The organism is Methanooceanicella nereidis (genome assembly GCF_021023085.1).
In the GTDB taxonomy this organism is placed as follows: Archaea; Halobacteriota; Methanocellia; order Methanocellales; family Methanocellaceae; genus Methanooceanicella; species Methanooceanicella nereidis.
In genome coordinates, this window is sequence record NZ_PGCK01000011.1 from 39283 (window position 1) to 53769 (window position 14487).

15 protein-coding genes are annotated in these 14487 nt (G+C 44.0%); 6 read left to right on the forward strand and 9 right to left on the reverse strand.

Translation table 11 applies throughout. The annotated features are described in order from the left end of the window. Window positions 1-31: 31 nt before the first annotated feature. The 3 genes from CUJ83_RS12505 to hisA are packed head-to-tail and all read right to left on the reverse strand — an operon-like array spanning window position 32 to window position 2248. The gene (locus tag CUJ83_RS12505; protein ID WP_230742658.1) at window positions 32-979 is read right to left on the reverse strand and encodes a DMT family transporter; all 948 of its coding nucleotides are present in this window, start codon (window positions 977-979) and stop codon (window positions 32-34) included. Beyond that, window positions 951-1532: an imidazoleglycerol-phosphate dehydratase HisB gene (hisB, locus tag CUJ83_RS12510; RefSeq protein ID WP_439651971.1), complete on the reverse strand. Its 582-nt coding sequence runs from the start codon at window positions 1530-1532 to the stop codon at window positions 951-953. Before hisB ends, CUJ83_RS12505 begins: the two co-directional genes overlap by 29 nt. Then, window positions 1526-2248: a 1-(5-phosphoribosyl)-5-[(5-phosphoribosylamino)methylideneamino]imidazole-4-carboxamide isomerase gene (hisA, locus tag CUJ83_RS12515; protein ID WP_230742660.1), complete on the reverse strand. Its 723-nt coding sequence runs from the start codon at window positions 2246-2248 to the stop codon at window positions 1526-1528. Before hisA ends, hisB begins: the two co-directional genes overlap by 7 nt. 121 nt (window positions 2249-2369) lie before the next feature. Between hisA and CUJ83_RS12520 the strand changes: the two genes are divergently transcribed. Continuing rightward, a complete protein-coding gene (locus CUJ83_RS12520) occupies window positions 2370-3260 on the forward strand; it encodes an AEC family transporter (protein WP_230742661.1) in 891 nt (296 codons plus the stop codon). Here CUJ83_RS12520 and CUJ83_RS12525 read toward each other — a convergent pair. Together CUJ83_RS12525 and CUJ83_RS12530 are read right to left on the reverse strand one after the other, a co-directional pair. Continuing rightward, window positions 3257-4021, reverse strand: a complete 765-nt coding sequence (locus tag CUJ83_RS12525) for an energy-coupling factor transporter transmembrane component T family protein (protein ID WP_230742662.1) — start codon at window positions 4019-4021, stop codon at window positions 3257-3259. The two genes, CUJ83_RS12520 and CUJ83_RS12525, sit on opposite strands and share 4 nt — an antisense overlap. Further along, entirely contained in the window at window positions 4018-5664 is a 1647-nt protein-coding gene (locus CUJ83_RS12530; protein WP_230742663.1) for an ABC transporter ATP-binding protein, read from the reverse strand. The genes CUJ83_RS12525 and CUJ83_RS12530 overlap by 4 nt, the downstream gene beginning before the upstream one ends. A gap of 181 nt (window positions 5665-5845) precedes the next feature. Here CUJ83_RS12530 and CUJ83_RS12535 point away from each other — a divergent pair, with 181 nt between their 5' ends. From CUJ83_RS12535 to CUJ83_RS12555, 5 genes are all read left to right on the forward strand, one after another. Further along, window positions 5846-8242, forward strand: a complete 2397-nt coding sequence (locus CUJ83_RS12535) for a DNA-directed DNA polymerase (protein ID WP_230742664.1) — start codon at window positions 5846-5848, stop codon at window positions 8240-8242. Window positions 8243-8255: 13 nt separating this feature from the next. After that, window positions 8256-8732, forward strand: coding sequence for an NUDIX hydrolase (locus CUJ83_RS12540; RefSeq protein WP_230742665.1), 477 nt, complete (start codon window positions 8256-8258; stop codon window positions 8730-8732). 31 nt (window positions 8733-8763) lie between these two features. Further along, window positions 8764-9024: a pro-sigmaK processing inhibitor BofA family protein gene (locus tag CUJ83_RS12545; RefSeq protein WP_230742666.1), complete on the forward strand. Its 261-nt coding sequence runs from the start codon at window positions 8764-8766 to the stop codon at window positions 9022-9024. A gap of 63 nt (window positions 9025-9087) precedes the next feature. Beyond that, window positions 9088-10200, forward strand: coding sequence for a radical SAM protein (locus CUJ83_RS12550; protein ID WP_230742667.1), 1113 nt, complete (start codon window positions 9088-9090; stop codon window positions 10198-10200). Beyond that, window positions 10200-11042: a DUF4130 domain-containing protein gene (locus CUJ83_RS12555; RefSeq protein ID WP_230742668.1), complete on the forward strand. Its 843-nt coding sequence runs from the start codon at window positions 10200-10202 to the stop codon at window positions 11040-11042. Before CUJ83_RS12550 ends, CUJ83_RS12555 begins: the two co-directional genes overlap by 1 nt. Here CUJ83_RS12555 and CUJ83_RS12560 read toward each other — a convergent pair. From CUJ83_RS12560 to CUJ83_RS12570, 4 genes are all read right to left on the reverse strand, one after another. Beyond that, on the reverse strand, window positions 11032-11844 hold the full coding sequence (locus CUJ83_RS12560; RefSeq protein ID WP_230742669.1) for a coenzyme F420-0:L-glutamate ligase: 813 nt from the start codon (window positions 11842-11844) through the stop codon (window positions 11032-11034). The two genes, CUJ83_RS12555 and CUJ83_RS12560, sit on opposite strands and share 11 nt — an antisense overlap. A gap of 69 nt (window positions 11845-11913) precedes the next feature. After that, entirely contained in the window at window positions 11914-12048 is a 135-nt protein-coding gene (locus tag CUJ83_RS15780; RefSeq protein ID WP_255668563.1) for a hypothetical protein, read from the reverse strand. Window positions 12049-12128: 80 nt separating this feature from the next. Next, window positions 12129-12470, reverse strand: a complete 342-nt coding sequence (locus CUJ83_RS12565) for a hypothetical protein (protein ID WP_230742670.1) — start codon at window positions 12468-12470, stop codon at window positions 12129-12131. Between the two features lie 126 nt (window positions 12471-12596). Further along, entirely contained in the window at window positions 12597-13835 is a 1239-nt protein-coding gene (locus CUJ83_RS12570; RefSeq protein ID WP_230742671.1) for a tetratricopeptide repeat protein, read from the reverse strand. Window positions 13836-14487: the final 652 nt, after the last annotated feature.

Consider the following 14487-nt stretch of genomic DNA (forward strand, 5'->3'; position numbering starts at 1 on the left):
AGGTTTCTGTCGATAGGCATAATTTTGGGTTTTATGCTTTATTTTTAAAAATACTTAATAACTTAATATTATTATCAGCCATCGCTATTCCCGCAATTATCATTAGTCCGCCGATCCCGATAAAGACCGTAAGAGGCTCGCTCAGCAATATTATCGCGAAAATGATCGCGAACAAAGGTTCAAAATACTGGTATATCGCGGTTTTGGACGGGCCGATCTTTACTATGGCGTTGTTTATGATAAAATATGCAAATATTGAACAAAATATAGAAAGGAAGATTATACATTCCCAGGAAAGTAATGATATTTCCGTCAGGGCATGATGCGGTGTAAGGAAATATGCCGGTATAAGTCCGATGAACCCTATGATGAATATGTAATTTAGCTGTGTCAGAACTGAATATTTTCCTGCAAGCTTATTTCCAGTCAATACATATATCGCCCACAGAACGGCGCATATCAGTATCAATCCGTCGCCTATGATATTAGCCTGGAATATGAACTCGCCCTTAGTGATGACAAGGGCTGCGCCGACGAAAGCCAGTATCACTCCTAATATATTATCCGCGTTGATCTTTTCTTTTAAAAATATCGCGGATGGTATTATAATAAAGAATGTTGCCATGTTTATTAGCAAAGCCGAATTTGTAACGGTCGTGTAATACATGCCTATGAACTGGAAAATGTACTGAAGGGTCACTCCGGTCATGCCAAGAACTATCAATACTGGCAGGTCCTTAAGATCGATCTTCAGTGAACCGACACCGTAGGCCATTACTGTGAATAATAATAGGACCGGCGTGGCTATTGCAAACCTTAAAGCAGCAAGTTCGATTGGATAAAGCTCGCTAAGCCCCACCTTTGAGGCAATAAAAGACCCGCCCCATATTACCATGGCAAGGACGAGCATGACTTTTGTGAAAGCTATCTCGTCCAGCGATAATAAGGTCTTATAGCTTACCTTTTGTACTTGGAACACCTCGTTTTTCATTTTTAGCGGTGGCCTTGTACAGGGCGATAGCAAGAGCCTTGAACATGGCCTCTACCATGTGGTGGTCGTCTTCGCCTTCGATCTTCACATTTATGGTTATTCCTGCCGAACGGGCAAATGAGTCTATGAAATGGCGTGTCATGCGGGTGGAATAATCCCCGATCTTTTCAGCCTTGAACTCTGCATTAAAGACCGAGTAGCCTCTTCCGCTTATGTCGACAGCTACCTGTGAAAGCGATTCGTCCATCGGTACGATGGCATGGCCGAATCTTTCTATATTGGATTTATCCTTTAGCGCATCTTTGAAAGCTTCGCCCAGGGCAAGTCCGACGTCTTCGACCGTGTGGTGGTCGTCCACATCGAGGTCCCCTTTTGCCTTTAGCTTAAGGTCAAAAAGGCCGTGCTTTGTAAAGGACATTAACATATGATCAAAAAAGCCGATCCCCGTAGTAATACTTCCTGTCCCGCTCCCGTCTATGTTCAGGTCGACAGTAATATCGGTCTCTTTTGTCTGTCTTTTAACACTGGCTGTCCTCATGATACCACCTCTATTGCTTCCTTTAAAGTAAATAAATGTTTGTAAAGCGCAGAGCCAATTACGACGCCTGCTGCTCCCGTATTCTTGATCTTCACGATGTCTTCCAGCGTCGTGATGCCGCCTGATGCGATGACCGGTATATCGACGCTGGAGACCAGTGATCTTACAGGGTTTTCATCTACGCCTTTTAATAAACCTTCAACATCGACGTTGGTAAAAAGTATGCTCCCTGCTCCCTTTGTCTCGAACTGTCTTGCCAGGTCCACTGTGCCTTTTCCTGATGATGCGGTCCATCCGTCAACGAGCACTTCCCCTTTTCTAGAATCAAGCGATACCATGATCTTCTCTTTACCCAGCCTTGAGGAAAGATCGGATATTAACTCGGGGGTCTTTACAGCAGATGTCCCGAGGATAACGCGGGTGACGCCGATGTCGAGAAGATATTTTGCCGTCTCAAAGTCCCTTACGCCTCCCCCTACCTGTACGTTAACGTCGTATTTTTTTATTATCTGCTCGACTATCTTGGCATTTTTTCTTTCACCGCTAAAGGCTCCGTCAAGGTCTATTACATGCAGCGTCCTCGCGCCCTGGCTCACCCAATCGTCAGCGACTGCCAGCGCATCGTCAAGAGACACCATCTCTGTTCCGGGCACACCCTGTACAAGCTGTACACATTTACCGCCCTTAAGGTCTATTGCAGGGATAACTTCAAAGTTCATTAAATTGACAATACACGCGATTAACATAAATGTTATGTAACGCATGCCATGTAAACGATACTTACAGGCATCATTCCGGCCTGATAAAGTATTTAGTCATCATGCGACTTGATATTTCCTGATGAATATACTTGATGTGATCTTACCGATATTCGGTATGATCATCGCAGGCTGGCTTTTAAAGCAGACGGGAATACTAAAGGACAGGGTCTTGAAGATCATAAACGATTATGTCTACTATGTTGGCATAACCGTGATCACCTTCGTCAGCCTTCACAATACCAGTAAGGATCTGTTATTCTATCCCGACCTGTATATCCTGAATACCGTACCGCTTATCATTATTATGCTGATCGCGTATGCCGTCGCGAAACATTGGGCTCTGGAAAAACGCTTATTCCCCGTGTTCATCATATGTGCGTTTTACGGTAATACCGGGTATATCGGGTTTCCGCTGAACATAATGGTGCAGGGATACGATTCTCTTGATCTTACCGCATTCATATCCACCATACATACGCTGATAGTGATGACGATAGGCGTACATATATTAAAGAAATATTCCGATGACGACGCAAAAAACTTTAAGTTTTATAAATTACCGGTCCTCTGGGCCGCGGTGCTGGGACTCCTGTTATCATGGGTCGAGATCCCCGACCTCTTAATGCTCCCCATATCACTCATATCTCAGAGCGTATCGCCTCTGGCACTTTTAGCGACAGGCGCTATGGTGGGATGCGCGGGATGCAGGATTCAGCTAAAAGAAATTGGGGTATTAAGCGTTATCAAGCTGCTGTTGATGCCTGCTATAGTCCTTATCATGGCGACTATGATGGGCGTATCAGGCACCGTTTACAAGACATCTTTGCTTGAGGCGGCCACCCCTGTGGCTGTCACGAATACGATACTGGCGGCGCAGTTTAAACATGATTATGAGTTCGCTTCTAACGCCGTCGTCATATCCACCGGACTATTTGCGATCAGCCTGGCTCTGCTGTTATTTATTATTTAGATAATGCTAAAGACATAGAATCCATAGGCTAATATTGATATGGCCATTATCGCTATCAGAGCCATGTCAATGCTTTTAAGGGGTATTTCGGTGAATTTAATTTTAGAGCCTGACCTGTATCCCCTTAATTCTATCACGTGTCCCAGGCTGCCCGCCCTGCCGATCGAATTGGATAGGAGAGGGGTTATGGTCGGGCCGACACTTCTGGATATATTGGATATTCCCTTTGCGTTGAACCCTCTTACTGCCTGCGCCTCGCGGATCTTTTTGGCCTCTATCTGTAAAGTAGGTATGAAACGTAAGGTTATCATTAACATTAACGCATAGTCAAGCGGGAAGAACATGCGGCTTACAAGCGTATTTACGAGGTCGCCCGGCCTCGTGGTCGTGACCAGCAGCATAAACGCGAAGAACATTGCCGCCAGCCTGAGTGAAATTATCATCCCGAGCATTATCCCGTCATATGTGAAAGCCGGTATTCCTGAGATATAGTACATATCACCCGACCTTACCGTCAGCACCGTTATCAATATCAAGAAAGCGAACACTACCGACAGCATCTTGAACTGTCCGGCTATCTCATTTTTCATTCCCGCCGCCATCAATGCGATAATGGGCAATATCAGCAGTATCGTCAGTATTACTGGATCTCCGCACATTATTCCCGCGATTATTATGAACGCGCAGAATAACACCTTTGTCAGCGGGTTCAGCAAGTGTAGTACAGTGTTTTTATCAACGTACTGGAATATCTCGCTCATATAATGGCCTCCAGGAAGTCCTCAACGGTAAGGTATACACAGCCGCATTCCTTTGACAGCTCAATGATGGGCGGAGATTTTAGCGACGCTGCCTTCATAGCATCATTGTCTTTCAGGACATCGGACGGGCTCCCTTCCTTGAATATCCTGCCGTCGGAGAGCACTATTACCTTTTCAGTGTACCTTGCCACAAGGTTCATGTCATGCGTCACCATGATTATTGCGACTCCTTCGGACTTTAGCTTCAGGACAACTTCCATGAGTTTCCCGCATTCGTTATCGTCAAGCCCGGTCGTCGGCTCGTCCAGTATAATCAGGCGCGGACCCATGGCAAGGATCGATGCTATGCACAGCCTTAGCTTTTCACCGTTGCTCAGGTACCTCGGGTACTCATTGATCCTGTCTATTAGCCCGACTTCTTCTATGGCTTTCATGCTTCTTTCCTTACTGTTTTGAAGTCCAAGATTATCGGGGCCGAACATGACCTCTTCGAGGACTGTCTCTGCGAAAAGCATGTTATCCGGGTTCTGGAATAAAAACCCTACAGTCTTTGCGGCATCTTCCACATTAATGTCCTTTACATCCGTACGGTCCAGCAGCACCATGCCCTTTCCTGACGGCTTAAGAAGCCCGATGATATTTTTTAGAAGCGTGGTCTTACCGCATCCGTTATGGCCAAGTATGGCGAAAACTTCGCCCGGCATCACGTCAAAAGATATTCCTTTTAGGACATCTACGCCATTATACCCGAATTTCAGATCATTTACCGAAAGTATCGGAGTATTCCTGTCATCCCTTACAAAAGCCCTTCCATTTGAAGGTTTTAGCTTATAATTATTGGCCTTGAGAAATTCTTTACCCTCATCAAGGCTTAACATCATTTCCTTTGACCTTAGCTCCACTGATAGCTTTGATACGCAGGGATATGACATTATCCTGTACAGGTCCTCGCATTTTAACGACTCCCTGGGCTTTCCGAACGCAGCCAGGTTACCATGGTCAATGACAGCGATCTTGTCTACCTTATCGATAATATCCTCAAGTTTTTGCTCAACGAGGATTATAGTTTTTCCCTGCCCCCTCAACTCCGATAATATCTTGAAGATCTCGATGGTGCTCTGGGGATCAAGCTGTGAGGTCGGCTCGTCGAAAACAAGTATTTCCGGGTCATTCGCCATAGCTGCTGCGATGGCAACTTTCTGTTTTTGCCCTCCGGAAAGCTCATGCGGTGCTCTTTTTATAAGGTGAGCGATGCCGACCCTGTCAAGGACTCTTATGACATCCTTTTCGCTCGAAGGAAGGTTCCTTGCCTGCAGGCCGAACTTGATCTCATCTTCAACCAGCGGCATAAAAAGCTGCGAGTCCGGGTCATCGAACACAACGCCCATGAACGCTCCGATGATACCGATATTATATTGCGAAACATCTTTTCCTTTTATCTGGATCGAACCTTTAATGTCGCCTCCGATGTCATGGTGCAGGGCCCCGAACAATGCACGGCAGAGTGTTGTTTTTCCCGCGCCGGAACTTCCTGTTACAAGTATGAATTCCCCTTCTTCGATATCGAGATCAATGTTTTTTAATGCCGGCTCGGTCCCTTTTGGATATGTATATGTGAAGTTTTTAAATGATATGATAGACATTAAATACCTCTTAAGATACATTACTATTATATGATATACAATAATGTACATATATGTTCATTGCTTATAAATGTAGCGAATGACTTATAAAAATAAACCTTTTTCGGTCGTTCATTTTTATAAAATCAATAATTTCATAGCTTACACAAGATATTAAACGTATTAAAGTAATTTTATATTGATGAAATTTAGAGGCTGGCTGCTTGATGTAGATTACATTGTCGAAAAGGATAAACCGATAATAAGGATGTGGTGTATCGATGATGCGGGCAGGAGCTCGGTTATCTTTGACTATCGGTTCGAGCCTTATTTTTATGTAGTGCCTTATGGCGACGTTAAAAAAAGCACGATCGAGAACCTGACGGCGGAAGTGGGCGGAGAGACTATCAAGCCGGTAAGGGTCGAGCAAGTGGATAAAAAAAATTTCGGCCAGCATATCAAATGTTTTAAGATCTATACTCAATTGCCTCGCGATGTGCCACACCTGAGGGAACTTGCAGTAAGGTACGGAGATGTGAGAGAGGCGGATATTCTTTTCGGCGTGAGATACATCATCGATAAAAGGCTGACACCTATGGGCGGGATAGAGGCCGAAGGCGACCATGTCCCGGTGGAATATGCCGATGTAGGGCTATTATGCCATGATCCGAAGGGCTTTATGCGAGAGGACGAAGTTAAGCCGAAGATCATGGCTTTTGACTGCGAGATGGCCAATCCCAAAGGAATGCCAACCCCTAAAAATGACCCTATAATCATCATATCTATCAAAACAGATAAAGAAGTGAAGTTGTTAAAGTCGGAAGACGGCGATGATAAAAAGATACTTGAAGAGTTCCTGGCCCTCATTAAAAAATATGACCCGGACATTATCGTGGGTTATAATCAGGATTCATTTGACTGGCCTTATATTAACGCCCGCTTAAAACACCATAAGATGAAGCTCGACATTTGCAGGGACGGGACTACGCCGCTGTTCGGCAAGGGCGGTATCCAGAAAAAAGTAAAGATGACGGGAAGAATGAACGTCGACCTGTATCAAGTCGCTGCAAGGGACGTGGACGGCGTAAAGATCAAGACTCTCGATAATGTGGCCGAATACCTGGGGGTCATGAAAAAAGATGAACGCGTCAATATCCCCGGGTCGGAGATATATGAATACTGGCATGACGAATCACGCAGAGAAGATCTTCTACAGTATTCCATTGACGATGTCGTAAGCACATACGGCCTTGCTAAAGAGCTTTTACCGTTACAGTATGAGTTCGCCAGGATGGTGCACGAGCCGCTCGATAATGTCTCTAAGATGGGAAGAGGGAGGCAGGTTGAGGCTTACCTTGCTTATATCGCATACGAGAACGACGAGCTCATACCTTCAAAAGGCGGAGAGATGGAAACATATGTCGGAGGCCTCGTTTTCCCTCCGGAGAAAGGGCTCCACAGGAATGTCGCAGCTCTTGACTTTTCAGCTATGTACCCTTCCATAATGGTTGCGTATAATATTTCTCCCGATACTGTCTGTTCAAAAACGGATAAGGATTGTTATCCTCCGGCCCCGGAAGTCGGCTACAGGTTTAAAAAGTCCCCGGAAGGGTTCTTCACGAAAATCTTAAAGGACCTTATCCAGCACAGGTCAGCGCTTAAGAAAAAGCTCGCTGTCACGAAGAAAAGCGACAGGGACTATAAGATACTTGATATGAGACAAAAATGCATTAAGATACTTACCAATGCGTTTTACGGGTATACAGGATGGGCTCAGGCCAAGTGGTACCGCAGGGAATGTGCTGAGGCAACATCCGCATGGGGCAGATACTTCATACAGAAAGCTAACGATATCGCAGTGGAAATGGGCTTGAGAGTGCTCTACGGCGATACGGATTCACTGTTCGTTAAGCTCGAGAGCGGAAAAGACCTGCAAGAGGTCATTAAAGCTTTCATAAAACGCGTCAGCGATGAGCTTCCCCTGGAAATGGACATCGATAACATTTACCGCGTCATATTTTTCACGGAGTCTAAAAAGAGATACGCAGGGCTTACGGAAAGCGGCGAGATCGTCGTCAGGGGCCTCGAGGTAAGAAGAGGCGACTGGTGCGAGCTGGCAAAAGAGTTACAGTCCGAGGTCATCAGGATCATACTGGAGGAGGAAAATCCCGAAAAAGCTGTCAAATTCGTTAAGGATATCATAAGTAAGGTGAAAGAAGGAAAGGCGCCGCTTGACAAGCTTGTCATCAACAAGACGCTCACGAAAAGCTTCGGAAAATATGAGAGCGCGCAGGCCCATGTACACGCTGCAGAGATCGCAAGGGAGCTCGACATATCCGCCGAGATAGGCAATAAAATAAGCTATGTCATCATAAAAGGTTCCGGGAACCTCAGCGACAGGGCATATCCCGTAGAGATGTTCCAGAGGTTCGAGAAAGGCAACTTGTATGCCAAAGGCAGGGTATATGAGATAGACTCAAACTATTATATAGATAAGCAACTAATACCTGTAGCATTAAGAATGCTCGGGTACTTTGGATATGCTGAAGAAGAGCTTAAGGGAGAAAGTATTCAAGGCACCCTGGATAAATTCTTTTAGGGATTGAGGAGAGATGAGGCGTAACAGGATACCGACAAAAAAGCAGGTGGAAGTCTGGACATATGCCCGGGAAAAAGAAAAGCTCCTCTATCTGATTCTTTTACGTGTGCCCGGGCTTGGCGGTTTCTGGCAGCCTATAACAGGCGGCATAGAAAGGGGCGAGAGCCCGGAAGAAGCGGCTCTGAGAGAGCTTTCCGAGGAGACCGGAATAGATAAGCCGAAAAAATTTTTCAATCTACAAAGCCCGTATTGTTTCATATGGAAAAATAAGCGCTATATAGAGAACGTTTTCGCGGTGGAAGCTCCTTCAACGGACATCTCTTTAAGTCCCGAGCATTCTGCCTATGTATGGGCCGAGGTCGATAATGCCGCTTCCATGCTGAGATGGGATTCAAACCGCATGATGCTTTATCAGCTGAATGACATTTTGTCGATGGTAGAAAAAAATCACTGCTTAAACCAATATAGATATAAAACAAGCGTACAATAATTAACCTAATGACCAATGGCAGGGGTAGAGAATGGAGTTAGAGCTAATATTCTATTTGATCTTCGGGATAATATTTATCCTGATATTGTATGCAATGTTCAAGTTCATACTGAAGACGGCGAAGGACATAATAATCAATGCGGTCGGCGGCCTGGTATTGTTCGTTGCGATAAATTTCATCTTTAACATGGGAATGGAATATGACCCGGTCAATCTATTGATCTGCATATTAGGCGGCATCCCTGGGGCGGTATGCCTTATAATACTGAGCCTCCTCGGAGTCACTCTGTAATTTTTTATTTTCGGAGAGCTCTCAGTTCTTTATTATATAATCTATCTCCCTAAATAGAAATAGATGGGAGAAAAATATTTTTCGCTTGACGAAAGAGTGAAAATACTTTCCGAAGGGACAAAATACGATAGCTGTAATCAGGCCGGCGTTTGCCATACGTTCACTCCTGACGGGCGCTGCATACAGCTTTATAAGACATTGATGACGAACAGGTGTAGCGGAGAATGCCTTTATTGCCCCAACAGATGCGGAAGGGAAGTAACAAGGACGTCCCTGGCACCCGATGAGATAATCAAGATAACGTGGGACCTTTACAGAAAAAATTCAATAGAGGGATTATTTTTAACATCCGGCGTACTGAAGGACCCTGAATATACTTCGCAAAAACAGCTGGAGATAATAAGGACACTACGAGAGCAGGGATTCAATGGTTATATCCATGTCCGTCTGATGCCCGGCGTTCCCCGCGACGTCATGAATGAGATATCGCTTTATGCTAATAAGTTCGGTGTCAACGCCGAGACTACCTGCGATTCAAGGTACTCGGAGATATGCCCGAACTTTGATTACGGCATCGATGTGCTTAGAAGGATGGGATGGACCAACGACCTTGTTAAGGAAAGAAGAAGTGAAATGGCATACGGGGAAAGGATCATCGGAGCAAATGATACGCAGTTCGTAGTAGGCGCTTCATGCGAGCCTGATAAAGAGATCATTCTGACAATAGACCGGTTCATGGAAAATTACGGCCTTAGACGCCCTTATTTTATGAGTTTCGACCCTGTCCCGGACACGCCGCTATCCGACAGGAGCGCCGTCCCGTTATGGAGAGAGATCAGGCTATACCAGGCATCATATTTAATGAAAGACTACGGAATGAAGTCTGCCGATATTGATCTGGTGCTTGACGATAACGGCAACTTGCTTAATGAAGATCCTAAAATGGTCTATGCGAAACATAACAGGGATATTTTCCCGCTGGACATAAACGAGGCTGGCTATAACGAGCTTTTATTAGTGCCCGGTATAGGCCCTGTTACCGCACGAAGGATAATAACCTCGCGTCCAATCGAAAATTTTGTTCAGCTCATGAACATCGGAGTCGTCTTAAAGAGAGCCAGGCCATTCATCAAAGTCGGGAAAAAATTCCAGTCAAGCCTGGAGGCATTCGTATAATGATCATAGGTTATAAAAAGGATATGGAAAGCGTAATTAAAGCCGCCATTGCGCTAAGGACGAATCCCGGATCCACTATGGTCTGCGGTAACAATAAAAGGGACCTTGAAAGAGAATTATACTGGCATAGAGGGGAGATCGTTGTATATGTCGATGACCTGGTAAAAAATATCCCGTTCCATATCAGATCATCTTTATGGAAACAGGTACCAGGATGTAATCCTTCGCTCAGGGGCTTATCAACGGGTTCATTTATCACATATGCTTTAAGGCATAGAAAATGCGTGACTAACGAGCTTGTCGGTTTGCTGGCTTCTTATTATCCTGATCTTTTTAACGTACTTTCACACAAGGACGAAGTCTCAAAAAAATATTATCATATGTACAGGGAAGTCTTCGGAGAATATCACAGTATGAAAGGGTTTACCAGGTTTCAGGAGAAAGGTGACGTTTATTATGTTGAGGTATACCCCGAGCATTTGATAATCGACATGTATCTTGACTGGATAGAAAAAAAGAACACGGACAGGCCTACGGTAGTCAAGAGCCACAGGGACCACTATCTTGTAAATGCAAAATATCTGGGATACAATAAAACGATAGTCGAGATATCGCCCGAGGAGGCGGGAAGATTAGCCACAGTAACAGATATACCATCTCATGATAGTCTTTGGGAAACGTTCTATGATTCGCAATACATCGATAACCGGCGAAATAAGGAATATGCGAAAAAGAAAATACCCGCAAAATATGCTTATTTAAGCCCGGATATTAAAAATGAAAGAAAAAAGATAGAACGAGGCATTCAGCGGGATACGCTGGACGACTTTTTTAATCGTTAGTTGTTAATTTTTTGGTTTGTGCCCGGTCCGTCAGAAGAGCCTTTTCATCCCTTTCTAACTTTTCGATCAAAGCTCTTTTAACAATATCCTCATCATCAGTCCTGAAAGTTGACCTTATGCCTTCATCGCTGACCGGATATTTAAAGCCGCGAATTATGGCTACCGGCGTGCCCTCGTTTGACTCTCCCATTAACATATTGGCGCAAGCAGCGACTTCATCGGTTATTGCCTGTATGGTTATCTTGAGAGTATGTCCGAACAGGTCTACGTCGCCTCTTTTATCTATCAGGCCTGCGATACCGGCACATCCGACAGTTACACCTATCTGTCCATTACGGAATGACCTTCCATTCGTATCGGTAATGATAACTGCGACCTTTTTACCGGTTATCTCAAATATCCTGTCCCTTAACTCTCTTGCTGACCTGTCCGAGTCTTCTGGCAGTAATAAAATATATCCGGTCTCTGTGTTCGACCTGTCTATTCCCGCGTTTATACATACATTGCCCCAGACGGTCTGTACGAGCAGCGGGTGCTTCATCAATATCTTAGTGCTACTATTGAGGACATATTGAATGAATTTCGGGTCCTCATTATTAAGTTCTGCAAGCTCGAACGCTTTATCCGAGGGCGTGATGTCGCTTAAAAGGTATCTGCTCCCCTCTGCTTTAGAAACGATAGTAGAGGCGAACGCCACTATATCGCCATCCTCGATCTCCGTCGACCCGGTAACTATCGCTGCCAGGTCGTCGCCTTCCTTTATCATGGGGATGTTATCAACTGTATATGCTGTTATCTTCACCCACGTCACTCCATAAATATTAGAAATGAAGTGTGCTGTGATTACATAAATCTTGTGTATACTGTCCGATCATTTGAAGGTTTTTTCACCCGATGGGCCGGTGACAGGCTCTTCGGCAGGCATTATATTCCCCGCTCCCATCCTTTTCTTGCGCTTACGCAGCTTTTCCTTCTCATCGTTATCTTCTTTTTTCTCTTTTTCCATGATCCCACCTTTTTAAACTAATTTTAATTAATAGAAAAATCATTTAAATTAATTAAAACAGTGACGGAGACGTTAAAATATCAAAGTTCATACTGCGGGGTCTTCTTTGTTTTCTTCTCCCTCTTCTGTCTTTCAAAATATCTGTCTATCTCTTCGTTGATAGATTTTTCAGAGCGTGCCGCCTCAACCCATGTGACGACTCCGTGCTGCAGGTCCTGCATGTACTCTGGCGTCGTAATATACTGGTGAGCGGCATTAACCCCTTCGAGCTCCATGTCCCGGTCCTCTGCGTAATAGACCCTGCCGCTGCGAAGGACCTCTTCCGAAGTGCTCAGTTCTTCCCGCGGAGGTACGATATCCATTTTCTTTTTTTCTTTTTTAGCTTTATCACTGTGCTCATGTAACCTTGATTGCTTTGCCATTTTTAGTCTCCGAGTTTATTTTTTAGCCGGTATCGCTAAATAAACATCATTGTACCTCTTTTTGAATGCTACGGGCAAAAATAGCGGATTTTTTAATAAGAATAAAAAAATATAGCATTGAATTGTCTAGCACAGGATCCGGAAAGATAATACACAATATTTTTGAGAAATATCTGCATTAATTTCAAAAATGTCGTTTAACGATCCTTCGTATAGCTTTCTCTCATCAGAATATATGACGTTTTCCGGCCTGAAGTTGAGGAGCGAATTAATATCCGTATCATAGAATTTACCGGCGTCAATCCTTAATGAACGATATGTTTCATGTTTACCCGGATCCATGGATATTTTTGATATATGGGAGCTTCCGAATGGAAGGACGATGGTAAGATCGATATTTTTATCGTTCTTTTCTAACTTTATTTCAACGGATAAGTGATACCAGCCATTCGCTTCAATATCCCATTCGATGAGGGCGCCTTTACCGCCGCAATATGTATAGCTATTAAATTCCGGCATCGCCTGCGGTCCGCTGCGATGGTATGATCCCGGCTCATAAATATTCCCGTTGAAGTAAGCTGATGATGAACTGACAGGTGTCTCCTCTTCATTAACCACACTAAGGTCTGTTACTTCTTCTGCGACAGCCTGGGGGAATAATAAGAACAGGCAGGGAAATATCCTGTATAACGAGCCATATTTTGTCACAGAGTCCATCTGCCATTTTTTCCGGATATCCGCCAGATCGTTTTTCAGTCCGGGAAAACCTATGACCATATCGATCTTCAGAGTATCCGGCGATAAGACCTTTAGATTAATGTTCCTTATGACCGCGGATATATCAGCCGATAGTTCCGGCAGGTATATTTCATCGTAATCCGCTGCCAGATAATTCATGTCAGGGAAACGATTTTTCGACCGTTCTATCTTATCGTATTGCTGCAACAGTTTAAAAGCGATATCGTTCTCTTTTAAGGCGATCGCCAGCTCAAAAGCATCTTCGATACATTCTATTGCTGCTTCATGCTCGCATAAGCACCTGTACGCCTCAGACAGTCCTGTCAACGTACCCAGAATATTGTCATTATTATCAAGATTAGACTTTATCTTAAGAGACTCCAGGAATGCGTTCGCCGCATCTTCATATTTGTTAAGAAGAATGCTCACGAAACCGATATTATTTAATATGCCTGCAATTGCATTATCCCATGACCCGTCCTTATTTTGCTCACAAAAGGCCGATAATGCGATGTCAAGCTCTTCAAGTGCTTCGGCATAGTAGCCTTTTTCAGATAACCTCTTTGCTTTTTCACCATGAGAGAGCCCTATCTGAATGAGCCTTGTCATCTTTTTCCGCGCAGACATCCATTAAATGTAAGTATAAGATGTTATAAAACCATCGGAGATTCACCTTATGGTTATTTAAGATATGTTCGGGTTTTTATGGTATCTTTAATAAACCGTATAAAAAATGGTTCTTCTCCGAACTTTGAGGGTGATGTTTTTTGTGTTGTTCTTTTCGGATGGCAGGTAGATACGAACCTCACGAAAACATAGAAACACTAAATTTTTTTTAGAATTTTAAGTTCTCAAAGTCACCAAAAGTTTACTCACTAAAACTCTAAGTCTCTAGCAGTACAGTCAATGCATAAACGTCCCAAACTCTCTACTCAATGCTCAAAATGCGCAAAGACACTAACGCTAAAACAAGCCCCGAGCATCTCCAAACCACTAACGTTTAATCGCCCTGTTTACGTTTAACACGACTAATACATATCTGATATAAGATGATCAATTAGGCGCAACACAAACTGTGCTATTGAACTTTCGTGCTTTGGGGAGGTTCGGGGTTTGTTTTAGCGTTAGTGAATTGGAGAACTTTGTGCGTTGAGTTGAGCGTTTGAGAAGTTTGAGCGCTGACGGTGATACTAGAGCCTTAGAGGTTTAGTTAGTTAATCTTTAGAGCTTTCGTGCCCTTAAAAATCATATAAAAATTTTTTTGTGTTTCTGTGTTTTC

Excerpts from the sequence above, each read along its gene's own strand:
- hisA (WP_230742660.1), bottom strand. The coding sequence starts at position 2,248 with ATGAACTTTGAAGTTATCCCTGCAATAGACCTTAAGGGCGGTAAATGT.
- CUJ83_RS12520 (WP_230742661.1), top strand. The coding sequence starts at position 2,370 with ATGAATATACTTGATGTGATCTTACCGATATTCGGTATGATCATCGCA.
- CUJ83_RS12525 (WP_230742662.1), bottom strand. The coding sequence starts at position 4,021 with ATGAGCGAGATATTCCAGTACGTTGATAAAAACACTGTACTACACTTG.
- CUJ83_RS12530 (WP_230742663.1), bottom strand. The coding sequence starts at position 5,664 with ATGTCTATCATATCATTTAAAAACTTCACATATACATATCCAAAAGGG.
- CUJ83_RS12535 (WP_230742664.1), top strand. The coding sequence starts at position 5,846 with ATGAAATTTAGAGGCTGGCTGCTTGATGTAGATTACATTGTCGAAAAG.
- CUJ83_RS12540 (WP_230742665.1), top strand. The coding sequence starts at position 8,256 with ATGAGGCGTAACAGGATACCGACAAAAAAGCAGGTGGAAGTCTGGACA.
- CUJ83_RS12545 (WP_230742666.1), top strand. The coding sequence starts at position 8,764 with ATGGAGTTAGAGCTAATATTCTATTTGATCTTCGGGATAATATTTATC.
- CUJ83_RS12550 (WP_230742667.1), top strand. The coding sequence starts at position 9,088 with ATGGGAGAAAAATATTTTTCGCTTGACGAAAGAGTGAAAATACTTTCC.
- CUJ83_RS12555 (WP_230742668.1), top strand. The coding sequence starts at position 10,200 with ATGATCATAGGTTATAAAAAGGATATGGAAAGCGTAATTAAAGCCGCC.
- CUJ83_RS15780 (WP_255668563.1), bottom strand. The coding sequence starts at position 12,048 with ATGGAAAAAGAGAAAAAAGAAGATAACGATGAGAAGGAAAAGCTGCGT.
- CUJ83_RS12565 (WP_230742670.1), bottom strand. The coding sequence starts at position 12,470 with ATGGCAAAGCAATCAAGGTTACATGAGCACAGTGATAAAGCTAAAAAA.
- CUJ83_RS12570 (WP_230742671.1), bottom strand. The coding sequence starts at position 13,835 with ATGTCTGCGCGGAAAAAGATGACAAGGCTCATTCAGATAGGGCTCTCT.